This window comes from Rhodococcus sp. MT28, from assembly GCF_058792695.1.
In genome coordinates, this window is record NZ_JBXAFD010000006.1 from 296789 (window position 1) to 316708 (window position 19920).

The 19920-nt window shown below is 62.9% G+C and carries 21 protein-coding genes; 7 read left to right on the forward strand and 14 right to left on the reverse strand.

Going from position 1 to position 19920, the window contains the following annotated elements:
- Nucleotides 1-6: 6 nt before the first annotated feature.
- Genes AC1Q6C_RS23895 through AC1Q6C_RS23905 form a run of 3 tightly spaced genes read right to left on the reverse strand, consistent with a single transcriptional unit; the run spans nt 7 to nt 2396 of the window.
- Nucleotides 7-1071, reverse strand: coding sequence for a maleylacetate reductase (locus AC1Q6C_RS23895; protein WP_064075162.1), 1065 nt, complete (start codon nt 1069-1071; stop codon nt 7-9).
- A 1-nt stretch (nt 1072) separates the two neighbouring features.
- Nucleotides 1073-1861 carry a pirin family protein gene (locus AC1Q6C_RS23900; RefSeq protein ID WP_020906267.1) on the reverse strand — a complete coding sequence of 263 codons (789 nt, stop codon included), beginning with the start codon at nt 1859-1861 and terminating at the stop codon, nt 1073-1075.
- Nucleotides 1862-1898: 37 nt separating this feature from the next.
- A complete protein-coding gene (locus tag AC1Q6C_RS23905; protein WP_007734170.1) occupies nt 1899-2396 on the reverse strand; it encodes a VOC family protein in 498 nt (165 codons plus the stop codon).
- A 111-nt stretch (nt 2397-2507) separates the two neighbouring features.
- Here AC1Q6C_RS23905 and AC1Q6C_RS23910 point away from each other — a divergent pair, with 111 nt between their 5' ends.
- Together AC1Q6C_RS23910 and AC1Q6C_RS23915 are read left to right on the forward strand one after the other, a co-directional pair.
- Nucleotides 2508-2978: a MarR family winged helix-turn-helix transcriptional regulator gene (locus AC1Q6C_RS23910; RefSeq protein ID WP_042449445.1), complete on the forward strand. Its 471-nt coding sequence runs from the start codon at nt 2508-2510 to the stop codon at nt 2976-2978.
- 62 nt (nt 2979-3040) lie between these two features.
- Nucleotides 3041-3859 (forward strand): HAD family hydrolase, encoded by an 819-nt coding sequence (locus AC1Q6C_RS23915; protein WP_003945542.1) that lies wholly within the window; start codon nt 3041-3043, stop codon nt 3857-3859.
- Nucleotide 3860: 1 nt separating this feature from the next.
- Here the strand turns inward: AC1Q6C_RS23915 and AC1Q6C_RS23920 are convergent, their stop codons facing one another.
- The 8 genes from AC1Q6C_RS23920 to AC1Q6C_RS23955 form a co-directional block, all read right to left on the reverse strand.
- On the reverse strand, nt 3861-4748 hold the full coding sequence (locus tag AC1Q6C_RS23920) for an alpha/beta fold hydrolase (protein ID WP_007734173.1): 888 nt from the start codon (nt 4746-4748) through the stop codon (nt 3861-3863).
- A gap of 225 nt (nt 4749-4973) precedes the next feature.
- The gene (locus tag AC1Q6C_RS23925; RefSeq protein ID WP_064112450.1) at nt 4974-5639 is read right to left on the reverse strand and encodes a hypothetical protein; all 666 of its coding nucleotides are present in this window, start codon (nt 5637-5639) and stop codon (nt 4974-4976) included.
- A 122-nt stretch (nt 5640-5761) separates the two neighbouring features.
- Complete coding sequence (locus AC1Q6C_RS23930; protein ID WP_064112451.1) at nt 5762-6526, reverse strand: SDR family NAD(P)-dependent oxidoreductase; 765 nt, start codon at nt 6524-6526, stop codon at nt 5762-5764.
- 146 nt (nt 6527-6672) lie between these two features.
- Nucleotides 6673-7725 carry an acyl-CoA dehydrogenase family protein gene (locus AC1Q6C_RS23935; protein WP_003945931.1) on the reverse strand — a complete coding sequence of 351 codons (1053 nt, stop codon included), beginning with the start codon at nt 7723-7725 and terminating at the stop codon, nt 6673-6675.
- Entirely contained in the window at nt 7722-8687 is a 966-nt protein-coding gene (locus AC1Q6C_RS23940; protein WP_007734178.1) for an acyl-CoA dehydrogenase family protein, read from the reverse strand. Before AC1Q6C_RS23940 ends, AC1Q6C_RS23935 begins: the two co-directional genes overlap by 4 nt.
- Nucleotides 8684-9844, reverse strand: a complete 1161-nt coding sequence (locus AC1Q6C_RS23945; protein ID WP_007734181.1) for an acyl-CoA dehydrogenase family protein — start codon at nt 9842-9844, stop codon at nt 8684-8686. Before AC1Q6C_RS23945 ends, AC1Q6C_RS23940 begins: the two co-directional genes overlap by 4 nt.
- The gene (locus AC1Q6C_RS23950) at nt 9844-10716 is read right to left on the reverse strand and encodes an enoyl-CoA hydratase (RefSeq protein WP_007734183.1); all 873 of its coding nucleotides are present in this window, start codon (nt 10714-10716) and stop codon (nt 9844-9846) included. Before AC1Q6C_RS23950 ends, AC1Q6C_RS23945 begins: the two co-directional genes overlap by 1 nt.
- Nucleotides 10713-12254 carry a FadD3 family acyl-CoA ligase gene (locus AC1Q6C_RS23955; RefSeq protein ID WP_021332413.1) on the reverse strand — a complete coding sequence of 514 codons (1542 nt, stop codon included), beginning with the start codon at nt 12252-12254 and terminating at the stop codon, nt 10713-10715. Before AC1Q6C_RS23955 ends, AC1Q6C_RS23950 begins: the two co-directional genes overlap by 4 nt.
- Nucleotides 12255-12309: 55 nt before the next feature.
- Here AC1Q6C_RS23955 and AC1Q6C_RS23960 point away from each other — a divergent pair, with 55 nt between their 5' ends.
- The 4 genes from AC1Q6C_RS23960 (at nt 12310) to AC1Q6C_RS23975 (ending at nt 16259) form a co-directional block, all read left to right on the forward strand.
- Nucleotides 12310-13539, forward strand: coding sequence for an acyl-CoA dehydrogenase family protein (locus AC1Q6C_RS23960; protein WP_007734188.1), 1230 nt, complete (start codon nt 12310-12312; stop codon nt 13537-13539).
- Entirely contained in the window at nt 13539-14351 is an 813-nt protein-coding gene (locus AC1Q6C_RS23965) for an SDR family oxidoreductase (RefSeq protein WP_003945582.1), read from the forward strand. Before AC1Q6C_RS23960 ends, AC1Q6C_RS23965 begins: the two co-directional genes overlap by 1 nt.
- Nucleotides 14352-14427: 76 nt before the next feature.
- Nucleotides 14428-15099, forward strand: a complete 672-nt coding sequence (locus AC1Q6C_RS23970; RefSeq protein WP_003945807.1) for a TetR/AcrR family transcriptional regulator — start codon at nt 14428-14430, stop codon at nt 15097-15099.
- A gap of 11 nt (nt 15100-15110) precedes the next feature.
- Complete coding sequence (locus AC1Q6C_RS23975) at nt 15111-16259, forward strand: acetyl-CoA C-acetyltransferase (RefSeq protein WP_007734192.1); 1149 nt, start codon at nt 15111-15113, stop codon at nt 16257-16259.
- A 54-nt stretch (nt 16260-16313) separates the two neighbouring features.
- Here the strand turns inward: AC1Q6C_RS23975 and AC1Q6C_RS23980 are convergent, their stop codons facing one another.
- Both AC1Q6C_RS23980 and AC1Q6C_RS23985 read right to left on the reverse strand, forming a co-directional pair.
- On the reverse strand, nt 16314-16631 hold the full coding sequence (locus AC1Q6C_RS23980; RefSeq protein WP_020906277.1) for a DUF4333 domain-containing protein: 318 nt from the start codon (nt 16629-16631) through the stop codon (nt 16314-16316).
- Nucleotides 16632-16728: 97 nt separating this feature from the next.
- Nucleotides 16729-18129, reverse strand: a complete 1401-nt coding sequence (locus AC1Q6C_RS23985) for a cytochrome P450 (RefSeq protein WP_492666850.1) — start codon at nt 18127-18129, stop codon at nt 16729-16731.
- 96 nt (nt 18130-18225) lie between these two features.
- Between AC1Q6C_RS23985 and AC1Q6C_RS23990 the strand changes: the two genes are divergently transcribed.
- Entirely contained in the window at nt 18226-18813 is a 588-nt protein-coding gene (locus AC1Q6C_RS23990; protein WP_003945528.1) for a TetR/AcrR family transcriptional regulator, read from the forward strand.
- A 47-nt stretch (nt 18814-18860) separates the two neighbouring features.
- Here the strand turns inward: AC1Q6C_RS23990 and AC1Q6C_RS23995 are convergent, their stop codons facing one another.
- Nucleotides 18861-19871 (reverse strand): ABC transporter substrate-binding protein, encoded by a 1011-nt coding sequence (locus AC1Q6C_RS23995; protein WP_064112460.1) that lies wholly within the window; start codon nt 19869-19871, stop codon nt 18861-18863.
- Nucleotides 19872-19920 lie beyond the last annotated feature (49 nt).

A 19920-nucleotide genomic window follows, 5' to 3' on the forward strand; every position in this document is an offset into this window, starting at 1 on the left:
TAGTTCTCACCTGATGGCGGGTCGACGCCCGGACCAGGCGTTCTCGAGGAGTTCGCTCAGGCCCGGCGGGGTGATCTCACGCGGATTCGGATACGCGGCGGAGGTGGCGAGTTCGACTGCATTTTCGATTTGATCGTGACTCATTCCCAGTTCTCGCAGAGTGGTCGGTCCGCCGCACGCGGTGACGAGGTCGAAAACGCCGGTAGCGGCATCGGATGCGCCCAGAGCAGTCGCTATTCGCGACATCACATCCGGGACAGCAGGCGCGTTGAATGCCATCGCGTGGGGGAGGACAACGGTGTGGGTGGGAGCATGCGGCAAACCGAAGCTGCCACCGAGGGTGTGGCACAACTTGTGATGAAGCCCCATACCGACCGTGCCCAAGCAGGTTCCGGCTAACCAGGCTGCTTGCAGTAGTTCGGCCCTACCTTCCAGATTTTTCGGATCATCGACAATGCTCGGCAGCGCACGGGCGATCCCGGAGATCGCCTCGATCGCCATCAAGTCCGTGATCGGGTTGGACTCGGTGGAGTACAACGCTTCAACCGCATGCGCCATCGCGTTGACGGCACTGGTGACGGTGGTATCCAGCGGCAGATCGAGAGTGAGGTCGACGTCGTAGATGACGGTTTCCGGTCTGATGTGGGGAGAGGAGCGAGTTGTCTTGCGTCCGTTCTCTGTTTCACCCAACACCGGAGTGACTTCTGATCCCGCGTACGTTGTCGGAACGACGATCTGATCGAACCCCGCTCGTAGTGCCAATGCCTTGGACAACCCGGTTGCCGAACCGCCGCCGATCGCCACGACCGTGTCGACGTGATGGTTCTCGGCAAGTCTCAGCGCGGCTGTCGTGACTTCGATCGGAGTATGCATCACAGCGCCGTCGAAGCGGGCCACCGCCATGTCGCCGAGAGATTCGGTCACGGCGGCGGCAACCGCGTCGAGTCGACGACTTGCCAGCACCATCACTCGGCTACGGCCGAGCCGCCGCACTTCTTCGGCGATCGTATCGATCATCCCTTGGCCGAAGACAATTCGAGCCGGTGAAGCGTCGTACGAGAAGGGCTTCATGTCATCCCTGCGAAACGGTGGCGTGCATTTCCCAGACGATGACCTCTGCCCCGGTATCGGAGCTGAGCTGCTGACCTCCGCCGCCGGACACGCGTACCGCGTCACCTTGTTCGAGCACTCCGACGCCTTCCATGGCGGCCTGACCGTCGGCGACAAAAACGTGCAGGAACGGTGCGTCGGGCAGGGTCACGGGCTGTCCGGGTTGCAGACGCGCAACGTGCATCGCGGCGTACTTGTTCTTGATCCGGATTGCCGAGTGATCGGCGTACGCGTCCATGCCCGACGCGACGGGAACCAGTCCACCGGCAAGCAATTCGGCGTCGATCTCCAACTGCTCGTATCCGGGCGTGATTCCGGCCTCGTCGGGGACGACCCACATCTGGATGAAGTGAACCGGGTCGCTGTGCTTGTCGGAATGCGCACCCGCCACGTCACCGAGTCGCCACGAATCGTTCTTCTCCGAATGCAGGATTCCCGTTCCAGCGCTCATCCGCTGGGCGAGACCGGGGTAGATGACGCCCGAATGCCCCATCGAATCCTGATGTACGAGAGAACCTCTCAGTACCCAGGTGACGATCTCCATGTCCTGGTGCGGGTGGGTGTCGAATCCCATTCCGGGCGTGACGATGTCGTCGTTGTTGACCAGGAGAAGACCGTGGTGAGTGTTCTTCGGGTCGTAGTGATTGCTGAACGAGAACGAGTGCTTCGAGTCCAGCCAGCCGGCATTGGACTTGAAGCGATCCCCGGATCGACGGATATCGAGGTTCGGCTGAGACAGAGTGGAGGTCATGGTGTGCCTTCCGAATGGTATGGGGGAGAGCAAGTTTTCAGAGGACGTGATTGCCGTACATCTCACCGAGTGGGTCTGCGATCAGTTCGAGTCGAGCGCCGTCGGGATCGCGGAAGTACAGCGAAACCTCACTGTGCTCGATCAGTTCGACGCCGGCCTCGGTCAGTCTGGTACGTAGCTTCGCCCACTTGGCAGGTTCGACGCTGATCGCGATGTGGTGGAGGCCGCCGAGTACTTCTTGGTACGGGCCCACGTCGAGTCCCGGGAAATCGAAGAAGGCCAGGAGGTTCCCGTTGCCGATGTCGAAGAAGAAGTGCGAAGACCCGGGATAGTCGCGGTTCTCGATCAGCTCGGTGAGAGGGAAGCCGAGGAGATCTTGATAGAACTTCACGGTTCGTTCGACGTCGCTGCTGATCAGGGCCGTATGGTGCAGGCCGCGTGCGGTCGATGCGGGTCGTTTGTCGGCGGGGAGCAGATGTCGATCCCTGATCTCGGCCCGGCGTTCCTCGAACTGCACTGCGTTGTTGTCGCTCATAGCGCCCGCCTCTCGGTTGAACCTTCTCTTCGAACAGGTAGTTGACTGATCAACTACATTGAGAATAGATCATTTGATTTCGTTGTCAACTACTTCGGATATGCTGGTGTCATGGAATCGACGCGGTGGTTGAGCGACTCGGAGCAAACGGCCTGGCGGGCTTACCTGGACTCGACCCGACTGCTCCAGCGTGTTCTCGATCAGCAGTTGGTGCGAGACTCCGACATTTCGTTCACGGACTTCGAACTGTTGGTTGCTCTATCCGAAGCGCCTGGGCGGCAACTGCGCATGAGTGAGCTCGCCGATGCTGTGATGGCGACCCGAAGTGGTGTGACCAGGGCCGTCAATCGGCTGGTCGGTGCCGGGTGGGTGCGCCGGGTCGAGTGTGTCGACGACAAGAGGGGCGCTAATGCGGAGCTGACCGACTCGGGTGCCGAGAAATTGGCGTCGGCAAGCCCGGCGCACGTGGCCGCTGTACGGGAGAGCATGTTCGACCTGCTGAGCCCGCGAGATGTCGAGCGGCTGGGTGTGGTCTTCGGTGAGATGCGTCGGCACCTTCTCGAGGCCCAAGCAAGTAATTGACAGAGCAACGGCCCATGTCACGTAGTTGGTGAGGGCTGCGAACGGACTGCCATCATTGTCTGGTGACCCGTATTCGTATGTTCGCAACCGACCTCGACGGCACCCTGCTGCGCTCCGACCGAACGATTTCGGCGCGCACCGCGCAGGCCATGGAGAACGCGCGGCTCGCGGGGATCGAAGTTGTGTGGGCGACGGCCCGGGCCAGGCATTCGGTACACACGTTGGCGAGCTCGTGCGGATTTCGCGGTAAAGCTGTGTGTGCCAACGGAGCTGTCATTCTCGACCTGGCGGACGGGACTCCGGAGATCGTCGACACCGTTTCGATCGAAACATCTTTGGCTGCAACAGCTATGGAGCAGGTTCGTGCTCTGATTCCTGGCGTCGTGTTCGCGAACGTCGGACCCACGCAGTTCTTTGCCGAGCCGGAGTATGCCGCTCTGTGCGAGTTCGCGGACCATCACCGGCACCTGCACGAGATGGTGCTCGCCGATACGCTGCCGCTGGACGTGGAGCCGATGGTCAAGATCGTGGCCCGGCATGCCGAGGTTCCCAGCGCCGACCTGTACCGAACTGCGGTCGCTGCGGGCATCGAGGGTGTGGAGTTGACCCACTCCGGGGCTCCGTACATGGAAATGGCTGCAGCGGGCGTCTCGAAGGCCAGCGCTCTCGCGCAGTTGTGCGCGATCGACGGCATCGACGCGTCGGAAGTTGCCGCGGCCGGTGACGCCTTCAACGACGTTGCGATGCTGACCTGGGCCGGAACGGCTCTGGCGCCCGCCAACGCCAGAGCCGAGGTCATCGAGCTCGCCGACCGAATTTTGCCCACGAACGACGAGGACGGGGTGGCGAGCTACCTCGAAGAGCTGGTTGCGGGGAGCTAGTTCAGCTGCTGACGGCCTTGGGTCCGGTGCCGATACCGACTCCGCAGTCCGTCATGAATTCGGAGAAGACACGGTCGAAGCGATCCGGATAGTCAAGGTGCGGGAAATGCCCGGCGCGCTTGAATATCTCCACCCGCCCCAGCGGTAGTTCGGCGCGAGCATTCTCGGTGTGGGCGTTGGGGATGATGGTGTCTTCCTCGCCCCACACCAGTAGTGCCTGCAGGTTCTTGAAGTTGGCGAAATGCGGAGTGGCATTGACGGTTTGGCCGTTGTAGTTGATGACCGATCGCGCGGTCGCCAGAAATGCCTGACGTGTCGACGCGTCCGATACCGAAGCAAAGCTCTTACGGGCCTCACTCGCGCTGGCACCGAGCTTGAACAGGCCGATCTTGTTGAAAAGTCCGAGCGCTTTGTCTGTCACGTCGGTCAGCGTCCGGGACGCGAGGACGGGAAGTACCAGTTCGCTGCCGGGCAGAGTTGCTGCGCGCAGGAGTGGGCTCACCTCGGGGCCGAGTCCGCCGCTGGCTACCAGGCACAGCCGCTCCACACGCTCGGGGAAGAGATACAGCGTCTGCATCGCGATCCCACCACCGAGGGAGTGGCCGACGAGGGTGGCCGACGGAATGTCGAGGGCCTCGAGGAGGTCACGCACAGTGGCGGCGTGAGCGCTGAGTGAGTAGTCGCCGGCAGGCTTGTCCGACGCACCGTGTCCGAAGAGGTCAGGAGCGATGACACGGTAGTGGCGCGAGAGTGTCTCGATCTGCGGCTCCCAATTGGAGTGCGCGCCCAGTAGGCCGTGAATGAGCACCACAACGGGGCCACTGCCTTGGTCGACGTATTTGAGCTGGTCGCCGTGCAATACAACCGTCTGCAATTGGTCGGTTGCCATGATTGAACCTTTCGGAGCCGCCAGTGTCTGTGGCTGCTCGCGTGTTGTCGGACCGCACCCGCCCCGACGCGGATCCACGGGTATTTGTGACCGGGAGTAACCCCAGTTCCCTCAGTATGCCCACCGAGGGGCCCGATGTCGTCGCCATCGGGCGTGTTGTGACGAACCGTGAGCCGTCGGCTGAGGGGAGACGTACAACTCACCGCCGTGTGTCGGCGCCGCTGATCAGGCGAAATCGACCAGTTTGCCGAAAGTGAGGTTGATGTCCCACGGTGTGACGCCCCACGTCTCGATCGCTGATACCGCGAAGATTCCGGCAGCCTCGATGGTGTCCTGTGAGGCTGGTGCCGAAACGGAAACGCCGGTTTGTCCGCTCGGAACCTCCGGCCAGACGCCGGTTCCGGCGGGCGCGGGGGTGGCCTCCACGACCGCGTTGGCCAGTCCCGATTCGTCGACGGTCGTGAAGAGGCAGTTCGGCTCGTGCGGAGAATCCCACCCGCCGAGTTCCGCGAGCCAGAATTCGCCACGTCCAGCAGCGGAGATCGCGACCGACGCGAGTACCGATTCGAGATCTTCCCAAGCGTCGGACGTCGGGGCCGACGCCTCGGTGAGCTTGAACGGTGCGGCAAGTGCAGTGCTGTCAGGGGAAGCGAAGCGCGGCTGCACAGTGAGGACCTGGGTCTGGGTATCCAGAAACGCAACCTCTCGGAACTTGTTGTCCGGCAGGGTCGTACGGGCTACGAGACCGCGTCCCAACTGTGCGCCGAGCGCCGCGGGATCGTCGACGCTCCACAAGCGGGTCTCGTCCTCGGACCAGGTGCGGATCTTTCCGCCGACGACGGGACTGATCAGCACGGGCTCGAGGTTCGTAGTGCCTGTTGACTCGCTCACCGCTGGCTCCCCACCGCACGTCGTACCGCCGGACCGGTTCCGGGCGACGAGATAAGTATGCCGCCTCGCTGCTGTGCGCCTTTATTAACCGCCGGCGGTTAATAAAGGCGCACAGCAAGTGGTCACATATGCGTGCCGCCGTCGATGCGGATTTCCGTTCCGGTGACAAACGAGCCGTCCTCGGAAGCGAGCATCGCGATCACGCCGGCGACCGCGGACGGGGGAGCGAAACCCTCACCGATTGCCGGGGCCAGCTTGCCGAGCAGCGTGAAGTCGATGTCGGCCGGGAAGCCGGGATCGGACGTCATGCCCGACGCGATGCTGCCGGGTGCGACGGCCACGGCGCGAAGGCCCTGCTTGCTGTACTCGAGTGCAAGAGCGTGCGTGAAGGATTGGATTCCGCCCTTCGACGCTGCATATGCCGTCATATACGGGTGGGCGAAGGTGGCCGACGTGGAACTGAAGTTGACCACGACGCCTGCCCCGCTTTCGAGCAGTGCCGGCAGGGACTCCCTCGTCATGAGGAAAGTTCCGGTCAGATTGACCCCGATGACGGTGTTCCAGAAATCGAGTGTCATCTCGTGGGTGTGCGCGGAGCGCAGAATGCCCGCCGCGTTGACCAGCACGTCGAGCCCGCCCAGAGCCTTGATCGCAGCGCCGACCTGTTCGCGAACAGACACTTCGCTGGAGATGTCGACCTTCACCGTGGTCAGGCGATCGGAGTGGCCTGCGTCCTTCGCGGCGTTCAACGTCTGTTCGAGGCCGGTCTCGGAAATGTCGGCGGCGACGACGGTGCCACCTTCTGCCAGGATGCGGGCAACGGTGGCCTGGCCGATTCCGGATCCTGCGCCGCTGATGAGGACGCGCTTGTCGTCGAATCGATTCACGAGAAAACTCCGGTCTGTGGGATGGACAGCTGTCTGGTGACCGATTCTGCGCGATCCAGAGCTATTAATCTGCTGGGCATTCCACTGACTGGGCACCAGTGGTGCTTGTTCGCTCGCAATCCCGAGCGAACAAGCACCGACGTCTCCTAGAGGCCCGCTGCCTGCGCGAGGCTCGGCAGGTAGGTGCTCGGCTGACCGAAGAGCTGAGCGCTGCCGTGTGCACGCTTGAAGTACAGCTGAGCGTCGTGCTCCCAGGTGATTGCGATTCCGCCGTGCAACTGAACTGCTTCGGAGGTGATCTGCTGCAAGGCTTCCGAGCAGTAGACCTTCGCCACTGCCGCGTCGTCCGCCGACTGCGTCGCCACGGCGGCGTACGTCATCGACCTCGCCGTCTCGACCAACGTGTACATGTCGGCCATCCGGTGCTTGAGGGCCTGGAAAGAGCCGATCGCGCGACCGAACTGCTTGCGCGACTTGGTGTATTCGACGGTCTGCTCGACGATCGCTGCGGCCGCTCCGACCTGTTCCGCGGACAAGGCGATCAGAACGACGGTTCGGATCCGATCGACCAGATCTTCGGACCACTCCAGTGGCCGACCACGAACACCGGAGAACGTGACCTCCGCCAGCGTTCGCGTCGGATCCATGGTGGGGACGCGTCGGCGGGAGACGCCTTCGGCCGCTGGATCCACTTCGTAGAACCCGTCGGCCGTGAGAACGAGCAGGGTGTCTGCGACGTGTCCGTCGAGGACGTACGACGCCGTGCCGGTCAACGCGTCTTCGGTTGCCTCGACGCCGAAGGTGCTCCAACCCGCGGCACCTGCCCAGCACAGAGCGAGCGTGCTCTCGCCGGACGCGACACCGGGCAGCAGTCGCGAGCATGCGTCGTTGTCACCGGAAAGCAGCAGTGCCTGTGCGGCAAGAATCGCCGAACCCAGCATCGGTGACGGGGTCAGCGTGCGGCCCAATTCCTCCTGGACCACGTGTACCTCGCCCAAACCTGCTCCGACGCCGTCGAACTCCTCCGGAATCGCCAACGCGGCGACGCCGATCTGCTCGCACAGCTTGCTCCACAAAGCGGCGTCGTAGCCGATCTCTGTGGTGATGGCGGCGCGGACGGCAGCGGAGTCGGAATGCTTGCTCAGGAGATCGCGTACCGATGCGCGCAGTGCTGCCTGGTCTTCGGTGTCGATGCTCATGATGCAACCAGCGCTTCGACGACGCGTGCGCGATGCTCGGACGGTGTGCCCCACGCGGTGAGCAGCGCCCGTACCTTGGTGAGCCACAAGGAGAGATCGTGTTCCATCGTGTAGCCGATGGCGCCGTGAACCTGGAGTCCGACGCGAGCGGCCTTGTACGCAGCATCCCCGCACGCGACCTTGGCCGCAGAGATGTCACGCGAGGCGTCGGCCGACTGATCGCGAACCGACAGTGCGGCGCCGTGCAGCAGGGGGCGAGCCATCTCGAGGGAGACGGCAACCTCGGCCAGGTGGTGCTTCATGGCCTGGAACTGTCCGATGACCTTGCCGAACTGCTTGCGTTGCTTCGCGTATTCGGTGGTGACCTCGAGCAGTGTCTGGCCCAGGCCCTGCAACTGCGCGGCAGTGGCAAGAGCGCCCATGTCGAAGGCGGCCGAGAAGTCGGCGGAGCCCAGCGATTCGCCGGCGGAAACCTCGTAGAGCTTGCGGGAGAGATCCACCGATGCCTTGGCTTCGCCAGGGACACCGAGTGATACGGCACCGTCCTGCGCGAGCAGAACCAGATCCACCGCATCGGCGTCGAGCGCGAACGGTGTGCGCGGGGGAGCTGCGACAGTTGCCAGCGAACCCTCGGCGAGAGCAGAGAGACGTTCCGGTGCAACGGAGGCCAGGAGCGTCGGCGCCACGGCGATGGTCTCGACGACCGGTCCGGGTACTGCGTGCCGACCGAGCTGTTCGAGCGCAACGACCAGGTCGACGGCGTCGGCGCCGAGTCCGTCGTGCTCTTCGGAGATGACGAGACCGTTGACGCCGGTCTCGGCGAGGCGCTGCCAGAGCTTCTTGCCCGGCTCGGTGTCACCGTCGTTCCACGAACGGATGACGGCGGGCATGTCGGACTTGGTCAGCAGTGCATCGATGCTTGCAGCGAAGTCCTGGTGGGAGGAGTCGAGCGCGAATCTCATCGGTCCGCCTTCGGTAGGCCGAGCAGACGCTCAGCGATGACGTTTTTCTGAATCTCGTTGGTGCCTGCGTAGATCGGGCCGGACAGGGAGAACAGGTATCCGTCCATCCAGTTGTCGGCCAACTCGGCTTCAGGGCCCTGAAGTTCGAGAGCAGTCTCGTGGGTGGCGATATCCCACTCGGACCAGAAGACCTTGTTGATCGAGGACTCGGCGCCGAGCTGTCCACCGTCGGCCAGACGGGTGACGGTGCCGAATGTGTTGAGTTGGTAAGCGCGAGCGCCGATCCAGGCGTCGGCGACCTGGTTGCGCAGAGCGCTGTCGTCGGTGCGTCCGCTGGACTTGTACAGCTCGAGCAGGCGGTCGACGGTGGCGAGAAAGCGGCCGGGGCTGCGCAGCGAGAGACCACGCTCGTTGCTCGCGGTGCTCATCGCGACCCGCCAACCTTCGTTGACGTTTCCGATCACACCCGACTCACCTGGGTTGGCCGGGTCGTCCGGAACGAAGACGTCTTCGAGGAAGATCTCGGCGAAGCCGGGCTCACCGTCGAGCTGATCGATCGGGCGAACGGTGACACCCTTCGACCGGAGGTCGAACATGAAATACGTGATGCCCTTGTGGCGCTGCGCATCCGGATCGGAGCGGAACAAGCCGAAGCCCCAGTCGGCGTAACTCGCGCGTGAGCTCCACGTCTTCTGACCGTTGAGCAGCCAGCCGCCGTCGACCTTCTTCGCACTCGAACGCAGGCTAGCGAGGTCGGAACCGGATTCGGGCTCGGACCAGGCCTGGGCCCAGATGTCGTCGGCACGAGCCATGCGCGGCATGATGCGAGCCAACTGCTCGGCATTTGCATGCTCGAACAGTGTGGGAGCCAACAAGAAGATGCCGTTCTGGCTTACGCGGCCGGGCGCGCCCGAGCGGTAGTACTCCTCCTCGAAGATGACCCACTCGAGCAGGGACGCATCGCGTCCACCGAGTTCCTTGGGCCAGGAGACGACGGCGTAGCCGGCGTCGGCGAGAGTGTGCTCCCACTGACGGTGCTCTTCGAAGCCTTCGGCGGTATCCATCGACTTCAGGGGAGTCGCGGGCACATTCGCTTCCAGGAACGAGCGAACCTCGTCACGGAATGCGGTTGTGGCGTCGTCGAATACGAGATCCACTAGTTTGTTCCTTCCTGCGGTGCGCGAGCACTGGCAGCCATAGCTTTGGCGTCGAGACCACCAAGCGAGTCTTTGCCGACTTCGGCGTTGTGAGCGTGAGCGAAGTGATGCAGACCGAAGACGGAGTCGATGCCGTTGCGCATCCCCATCTGATCCTCGCACTGATTGACGGCCTTCTTGGTCAAAGCCAGTCCGAAGCGCGGCATCTCGGCGATACGTCCGGCGAGCTCGAACGTCTCCTTCTCGAGATGCTTGCGGGCGACGACGCGGTTCACCATGCCGATTTCGTATGCACGTTGCGCGGTGAACCTATCGCCGGTGAAGAGCATTTCCTTGGCGAATCGTGAACCGACCATCCACGGGTGCGCGAAGTATTCGACGCCGGGGATACCCATGCGGACAACGGGATCGGAGAAGAAGGCGTCGTCGGCCGCGACGATCATGTCGCAGACCCAGGCGAGCATGAGCCCGCCGGCAATGCAGGCGCCTTGCACCATCGCGATGGTGGGCTTGGGGATCTCCCGCCAACGGCGGCACATGCCCAGGTAGACCTCCATCTCGCGGGCGAAACGCTGGTCACCGCCTGGCTTGTCGACGTGATCCCACCACATGGTGGCCTTGTTCTCGTACTCGACGTGATGGTCGCGTCCCGGAGTTCCCAGGTCGTGACCGGCGCTGAAGTGAGGTCCGTTGCCTGCCAGGACGATCACCTTCACCTCGTCGTCTTCGACGGCGCGCTGGAATGCCGCGTCGAGGGCGTACGTGACCACCGAGTTCTGGGCGTTGCGGTAGTCGGGTCGATTCAAGGTCACGACGGCGACCGAGTCACGAACCTCGTAGGTCACGACGTCGGCTTCGAAGGGAACGGTCATGATTGTTCCTCGCGCAGAACCGTTTTGAGGACCTTGCCCGAAGGGTTACGAGGCAGGTGATCTACGAAGCGCACCTCGCGGGGCACCTTGAAGCCTGCGATCTTCTCCTTGAGGAAGGCGATTACCGACTCTTCGGTGAGGCCGGCACCGTCGAGTTGGGCGATGTAGACGCGGCCCACCTCTCCCATCCGGTGATCGGGGATGCCGATGGCAGCAGACTCGTGGACGCCGGGCAGGCGAGCCAACATGCCCTCGATCTCGGCGGGGTAGACGTTGAATCCGCCGCTGACGTACATGTCTTTCAGACGGTCGGTGATGTCGAGATATCCGCGCTCGTCGAGGGTTCCGACGTCTCCGGTGTGCAGCCAGCCGTCGACGTCGATTGCCTTGGCGGTGGATTCCGGGTCGTCGAGGTACCCGAGCATGACGTTCGGTCCGCGAAGCAGGATCTCGCCTTGGTCGCCGATCTTGACCTCGAAATCGGCTGTCGCGCGGCCGGAACTGGTGGAGACGGTGACCGGGTCGTCGTCGGTGCGGCACATGGTCGCAACCACTGCCTCGGTCAAACCGTATGCCGTGAGGACGGCGTCGAAAAGCTCTGCTTGCATGCGCTCGACGAGAGCAACCGGCACGGGTGCTGCGCCCGTGATCGCGATGCGGAGCGAGGACAGGTCGTATTCGCTGCGGCGGGGATGATCGAGGATGGTCTGGTAGATCGTCGGGGCGCCGGGCAGGATGCTGATCTTCTCGCTGCTGACCAATGCGAGGGTGTCGTCGATGTTGAAGACGGACACCGGCACGATCGTCGCACCGTTCAACAGGCAGACCAGGATTCCGGCCTTGTACCCGAAGGTGTGGAAGAACGGGCTGATGATGAGGAAGTTGTCGTCGGCGGTGACCTCGGCGCATTCACCCCACGACTTGGCGACAGCGATGGACTGACGATGCGCGGTGATCGCACCCTTGCTGCGCCCCGTGGTGCCGGAGGTGAAGAGGATGTCGCTGACGTCGTCTGGCTGCACCTTCGCAGCACGCGCGTCGGCTTCGGTGCGGGCGGCGTCGGTGGCGAGCGCGAGGAAGTCCTCGAACTCGATGACGCCGTCACGGTCGTCGTCCCCGTCGATCGGTACCTGGATGACGGTGGGGATCCTCAGGTCCGGATTGGCGTCGAGCAACTGCTGGTACCGGTCGGCCTTGAGGAACGTGCCGACGACCACCAGGGCAGCTGCGTCGACGCGCTCGATGATGTCGAGTGCTTCGGTGCCGGTGTAGCGCGTGTTGATCGGGATGATGGCTGCGCCGGCGTACTGAGCGCCGAGCAGGGCGATCACCCAGTGGTACGTGTTGGGCGCCCAGATGACGACGCGGTCGCCTGCCTTCACCCCACGGTTGATCAGTGCGCCGGCGAAATCGCGGACGCGCTGATGTAGCTGTGCGAAGGTCAGTCGGGTGTCGCCATCGGCGATAGCCGCGCGCTCACCGAACTCCTCGGCGGCCCGGATGAGGGCTGATGGGATGGTTCTCGGTTGTTCGGTCACTGGACTCCTACCTGACACGCTACCTAGCAAGTGCTTGGTAGGTTATCTTACATATGTGGACCAGAGCGAGAGCCCGGACGGGCAGATGACGGACGACGAGTTTGCGGCCACGGTCGCGCAGTGGTTGGCCGAGAACTTGACGGGCAAATTCGCCCAGCTCAAGGGTAAGGGCGGCCCCGGCAGTGAGCACGAGTTCTTCGAGCAACGACTCGAGTGGGACAAGCACCTCGCAGCGTCGGGGTGGACGTGCCTCGGGTGGCCGAAGGAGTTCGGCGGGCGGGGAGCAAGCATCTCCCAGCAGGTCATCTTCCATCAGGAGTACGCGAAGGCCGGTGCGCCCGCTCGCGTCAGCCACATCGGTGAAGAGCTGCTCGGCCCGACGCTGATCGCGTACGGCACCGACGAGCAGAAGCGCCGATTCCTTCCTGGCATCAACACGGTCAGTGAACTGTGGTCGCAGGGCTACTCCGAGCCCGGCGCCGGTTCCGACCTCGCGAACGTCTCCACGACCGCACGCCTCGAAGACGGCAAGTGGATCATCAACGGCCAGAAGGTGTGGACCTCACTGGCTCACGTCGCGCAGTGGTGCTTCGTGGTCTGCCGCACCGAGGTGGGCTCCAAGCGTCACCAGGGGTTGAGCTTCCTGCTTGTCCCGTTGGATCAGCCCGGTGTGACAGTTCGGCCCATTCAGCAGCTCACCGGCACATCGGAGTTCAACGAGGTCTTCTTCGACGACGCCGTCACCGATGCCGATCTGGTGGTCGGGGAACCCGGCGAGGGCTGGAAGATCGCGATGGGGCTGCTCACCTTCGAGCGCGGTGTATCCACGCTCGGACAGCAGATCGGATTTGCCCGCGAGCTCCAAGGCGTCGTCGACCTGGCGAAAGCCAATGGCAGTGACCAGGATCCGCACATTCGTGAAAAGATCGCCCGCGCGTGGGTCGGACTGCGCGTGATGCGCGCCCACGCGATGCGTACTCTCGACGCGGTCGACGCCGGAACCGGTGGCGGAGAAGCGTCCGTCGCAAAACTGTTGTGGGCCAACTGGCATCGTGATCTGGGACAGCTGGCGATGGACGTGCAGGGTGCGTCGTCGTTGGTTGCACCGTGGGCGGATTCCGAAGGCAATGCCTCGGACATCACCGATCCCGAGCACCTCGAGCTCGACGAATGGCAACGCCTCTTCCTCTTCACCCGCGCCGACACGATTTACGGCGGCTCCAACGAAATTCAGCGCAACATCATTTCCGAGCGCGTGCTCGGTCTTCCCCGAGAGGCCCGTTAATGTCTGACACCAAAGCCGCGTCCCCGCTTTCCGTTGCGCCGGAGGAAACCCCGGGCCACGGACTGCTCGCGGGCAAGAAGGCGATCATCACCGCCGCAGCCGGAACCGGCATCGGTTTCTCCACTGCGCGCAGGGTGCTTCTCGAGGGCGGCGACGTTCTCGTCTCCGACTTCCACGAGCGTCGACTCGGCGAGACGGTGGAGAAGCTGAAGGCCGAATTCCCCGGTCAGCAGGTCGAATCGATTATCTGCGATGTATCGAGCACCGAGCAGGTCGACGCGTTGTTCGTCGGCGCCGCCGAGAAGTTGGGACGTATCGACATCGTCGTCAACAACGCGGGCCTTGGCGGTGAAACTCCCGTCGTCGACATGACGGACGATCAGTGGGATCGCGTTCTCGACATCACCCTCAACAGCACCTTCCGTTCGACGCGCGCCGCCCTGCGGTACTTCAAGAGCGTTCCCCACGGCGGTGTTCTGGTGAACAACGCGTCCGTTCTCGGTTGGCGCGCGCAGCATTCCCAGGCGCACTACGCCGCAGCCAAGGCCGGCGTCATGGCGCTGACTCGGTGCAGCGCCATCGAAGCAGCGGAGTACGGAGTCCGTATCAACGCGGTCTCGCCTTCCATTGCGCGTCACGCGTTCCTGGCGAAGGTCACCAGTGAGGAACTGCTCGACCAGTTGGCTTCCGGTGAGGCCTACGGCCGCGCCGCGGAGGTCTGGGAGATCGCAACGGTCATCGCGATGCTCGCCAGCGATTACTCCACCTACATGACCGGCGAGATCGTCTCCGTTTCTTCGCAGAGGGCCTAGCGTCCCCGTGCGCGGTTAAGGAGCCCCTGGACTCGCTGACCGCGCACAGGGGAAGGCCCTGGATAGGATTGAATACATGACGCCACCTCGAAATTCCGACGAATCAAACGGCAAGTCCGGGCGCCGCGACGAGCTGCTCGAGATCGCGGCGGGGCTCTTCGCCGATCGCGGAGTGCGCGCGACGACCGTCCGCGACATCGCCGACGCCGCCGGGATCCTGTCCGGCAGCCTGTATCACCATTTCGATTCCAAGGAGTCGATGGTCGACGAGATCCTGCACCAGTTCCTCGACGAACTCTTCGGAAAATACCGCGAGATCGTCGCGGCGGGGTTGGACAGTCGCGCGACGCTCGAAGCACTGGTCGTGACGTCGTACGAGGCCATCGACGCCTCACATTCGGCTGTGGCGATCTACCAGGACGAGGTCAAGCACCTCGTCGGGAACGAGCGCTTCGCTTACCTGGCCGAGCGCAACACCGAATTCCGGGACCTGTGGGTCGGCGTCCTCGAAGCCGGCGTCGCGGACGGGACCTTCCGCTCCGACATCGACGTCGAATTGGTCTTCCGCTTCATGCGCGACACCGTGTGGGTCGCGGTTCGCTGGTACCGCCCTGGTGGATCCCTCTCGGCTCACGCCGTCGCGGCTCAATATCTCGCGATCGTGCTCGACGGGCTCTCCGATCCGGCCACAACTTCAGACGCTATTGCTGAATCAACTTCAAGAACTATTGCTGCACAACGAAACTAGGAGCTAACGCTATGTCCGAGGTTTACATCGTCGACGCCATTCGCACACCGATCGGCAAGAGGGGCGGCGCGCTGTCCGGCGTGCACCCCATCGATCTCGGTGCGCACGTCGTCAAGGCACTGGTCGAGCGCACCGGTATCGACCCCAGTGACGTCGACGACGTGATCTTCGGTTGCGTCGACGCCATCGGCGGCCAGGCCGGCAACATCGCCCGTATGTCCTGGCTCGCAGCGGGATTCCCGGAGCACGTTCCCGGGGTGACCGTCGACCGTCAGTGCGGTTCGAGCCAGCAGGCAGTGCACTTCGGCGCTCAGGCCATCCTGTCGGGCACCGCGGATCTGATCGTTGCCGGCGGCGTTCAGAACATGAGCCAGATTCCGATCTCGGCAGCGATGATCGTCGGTCAGCAGTACGGATTCGACACGCCGACTTCGGGTTCGGTCGGTTGGACCGAGCGCTACGGTGACCAAGAGGTCTCGCAGTTCAAGGGCGCCGAAATGATCGCCGAGAAGTGGGACATCAGCCGCGAAGAGCTCGAGAAGTGGGCCCTGCAGAGCCATGAGCGCGCCAAGGCTGCAATCGCCGCGGGTCGTTTCGACAACGAGATCGTCGCCATGGGCGACGCGACCGTCGACGAAGGACCCCGCGAGACCAGCCTCGAGAAGATGGCGACGCTCAAGGTTCTCGTCGAAGACGGACGCATGACCGCGGCAGTGGCCAGCCAGATCTCCGACGGTGCGAGTGCGCTGCTGCTGGCGTCGGCGGAAGCGGTGGAGAAGTACAACCTCAAGCCCCGCGCCCGGATTCATCACCTCAGCGCACGCGGCGACGACCCGATCTTCATGCTCAGTGCGCCGATCCCGGCCACGAAGCATGCTCTCGCGAAGGCCGGCCTGAGCATCGACGACATCGACATCGTCGAGATCAACGAAGCTTTCGCCCCGGTCGTCCTGGCCTGGATCAAGGAAATCGGCGCAGATCCGGCCAAGGTCAACGTCAACGGCGGCGCGATCGCACTCGGTCACCCGCTCGGCGCGACCGGCACCAAGCTGATGGCAACCCTGCTCAACGAACTCGAGCGCACCGGCGGTCGTTACGGCCTGCTGACCATCTGTGAAGGTGGCGGCACCGCGAACGCGACGATTATCGAGCGTCTCTGACGCCTTGCTGTGCGCCTTTATTAACCGCCGGCGGTTAATAAAGGCGCACAGCAGTTAGTTGTTCGGCACATCCGCAACCTTGATGTCGAAGTTCGCACTTTCACCGTCAACGCTGGTCACGGTAGCTGTGACGTCGTATTCGGTGCCCTGCTCGGTCAGGATGCACGTGATCGATGCGCCGACTTCGGCGTCGAGGTTCTCCGGACACGTCACGTCGTCGGGTGGCTCGCCGATCTTCTCGGCTAGTTGAGTGGAGATCTGACTTGCGACTTCGGACTTGTCCACTTGCGGCGTCCCGACGCTTGCCGAGCAAGCTCCCGTGGCCAATGCCGCCGAGAGTAAGACGATTCCCACTGCAGGCCTCTTTGTCATGTGAACTCCCAGGGTGCGCCGGTGCTCGCTGCTGCCACCTCAGGGATTACCGCATTCGGGACTGTTCAACCGAGTTGCGCGACGCAGTTTTGCGAGGTCAGCGTCGGCGGACCGTCAAGTTGAAGCCTTCGGGCATCAGGGTGAGCCGTTCGGCTACCTTCAACTCGTAGTCCGGATCGGCCTCGATCGTGTATTTCTGCAAGATGGTGCCCAACACGAGGACCGCTTCGTGAATGGCGAATTGTCTTCCGATGCAGGCGCGTTCACCCGTTCCGAATGGCTTGTACACGTGCGCTGGCCTGGCTTTGATGTTGGCAGGCAGGAAGCGATCCGGATCGAACGCCTCGGGATCGTTGCCCCACACCGGATCACGATGAAGTGACGGGATGAGCACGAGCATCCAATCGCCCTTCTTCATCGGATACTTGCCGACGAGCGTCGTGTCTTCGAGCGCCGCGCGCCCGTAGGCGGGAGCGGTCGGCCACAGACGCAATGATTCGTCGAGGACGCGTCGTACGTATCGAAGTTTCGCGATCTTCTCGAAGGCGGGCTCCTCGCCCTCCCATACCTTGTCGACCTCGGCTTGCGCCTTGGCCAGCACGTCAGGGTTTCGTGACAGGTAGTACAGCGCGAACGACAATGCGCCGGAGGTCGTTTCGTGTCCGGCGACGAGGAAGGTCACGACCTGATGGCGGATGTTCAGTTCGTCGATACGGTTGGGATCGTTCTCGCGTGCCGCCCGCAGCATCAGTTCGAGAAGATCTTCGGGCCCCGGTTCGGTACTTGTCCGCCGGGCACGGATCACTTCGTCCACAACCTCGGCCATGTACGCCTTGCGGACCTCGTCACGTTGATCGGCGCGACGTGCGAGCACTCGCCCGAGGGCGATCGACTTCAGGAACGTCGTGCGCTGCGAATGGGAGAGTGCGCCGACCATTGCCTTGACGAACGGATGCTGTTCTTCACGTTCGAAGGAGTCGAACGAGTAGCTGAATCCAGTGCGTCCGATGGTCTCCAGCGTCAGCTTGGTCATGTCTGCGGAGACGTCGATGGGGGAGTCACTTTCACGACTGTCCCAATGGTCGACCAACTCGCCGGCTACGTCGAGCATGGTGCGGTGGTACGAGCGCATCGCAGTCTGGCTGAACGCCGGTGCCAGGAGATTGTGCGCCTTGCCCCAGTTGGGTTCGTGGTTGTACGCCGTGAACAGGCCGTCGCCGCCGATTCCGCGGAGTGCTTTGACTCCAGGTGCAAGGTGCTTCGCGAACCGGGACTCGTCGGACAGTTCTGCCACCATGTCCGCGCCCGAGGCGAAGACGAAGCGATTTCCCAGGACATTTCTCTCGAAGATCGGGCCGAGTTCGCGGCCGATGCTCACGGAGTTCTGCAGCGGTGTCCGGATATTGATCCCGAGAACGTCCCCGAGGACCGGCAGGCGCCACGCCGGATGCGGGATCCGAGCATCGGTCGTCGCCTCTGGAGTGGTGTCGACGCTCATTGTGTGTCCCCCGGGGTGAGATCGCTTACTGAATTGATGTCTAGTACGCAAAGTACGCCTTACTGAATCGGTGTCAAGTAGTAATCTGACTTGCCTATGGTCGCACCACGAAAACGCCTGGACCGAGAGCAGCGGCGCACGCAGTTGCTCGACATCGGCGCGCAACTTTTTGCCGATCGCTCGTACGAGGATGTGTGGATCGAAGAGGTCGCCGAGATTGCGGGCGTCTCGCGCGGGTTGATGTACCACTATTTTCCGACCAAGCGAGACTTCTTCGCCGCAATCGTCGAGCGCGAATCGCAGCACCTGCTCGAGGTGACCGCACCCGATGCGACGCTACCGGTGCGCGAACAGGTGGCAGCCGGGTTGGACGCCTACTTCGCGTACGTGAAGTCGCACAGCAGGGGAGTGCGCGCCATCAACGTCGGGACGCTGTCGGCCGAGGCCGGTATCCGGGCGATTGTCGAGCGCGAACTCGAACAGCAGCAGATTCGAATCCTCGATGCACTGGGATTCGAGGGCGAAAGAAGACAGCTCGCTGCCGTTGCAGTTCGGGGATGGATCGCGTTCGTCCGAGCTGTCTGCCTCGACTGGCTCGATCAACCTTCCATACCGCAGGAAGAGTTGAGAGTGATCTGTCTGCGGACCCTCTCCGGAGCGTTGGGCATCGACCTCGAAACGTGAAAAGCCGACCGCGCGGGAGCGGCCGGCATTTCCACGGACAAGGCTGATCAGTCGAGCGTCGAATAGAGATCGTCCCAGCCCTTGGCCACGTACATGTTGGTGTAGATGGACCCGTAGTACGTACTTCCTTGCAGAACGGCGACGTTCCCGGCCTGCACAGCCGGAAGTCGTTGCCACAACTTGTTGTCCGAGAGTTGATCGAAGGTGGTGTCACTGCTGTCGGTGACAGAAACCATGAACGCGTCGCAGTCTTGCAGACGATCCATCTCTTCGATGCTCAGTCGTCCCTGATTGTCGAAACCGGTTGTGTTCAATGTTCTTCCGCCGATATCGGCGAGCGTCATGTCGGTGGGTTGACGATTCTTCTTTCCCGTTTCCTCCGACACGGGCAGGCTGTCGATGTAGATCGTGGCCTTGTCCGGACTGTAGGACAAGCTTGCGACGGTTTTGCCCGCGATCGCCGAAGCGTGTCGAGTGCGAATGTCGGTGATCAGAGCGTCGTAATCGGTGATCAGGCGATCCATGGTGGGTGTTCGGCCCAGCCAATCGGAGAGCCGGGTCAGGTTCTCCCGCCACGTCTGCTTCGATTCGGTCGTCAGGACAGGAGCGATGGCTTGGAGCTTTGCAGCGGGCCAGTACTCGTTGTCGGCGTTGACGCAGATGATGAGATCGGGTGCGAGTCCGAGGATCTGCTCCAGATTGGGCTTGTCGCTGAGGTATTCGGCCGAGCCGTCGGCGGGAACCCACTTGGTGACGGGCGAGATGTTGTATCCGAACACCGGTAGTTCCAGGGCAATGGCGAGCTCGAGGTCGGTTCGGGCGTCGACGGCCAAGACCCGCTTCGGGTTGGTAGGTATGTCGTAGGTCCCCAACGGCGTGGTGACGGTGCGCATTTGAGCGTCATCATCGGTACCTGAACCGTCGCTGGAACTGCAGGACGACAGAATAGTTGCGACTGCTGCCATCCCGGCTCCGATGCCGAATTGGCGACGGGTAAGTGCGTCGACTAGCTCTTGCCAGACGCGTTCGTCCGGCACGGTAGGTGTGTTGGTCAGCATTTTTTCGATACCCTTCGGTCTGAGTCCGTATCGATCGTAGGGTTGGCGA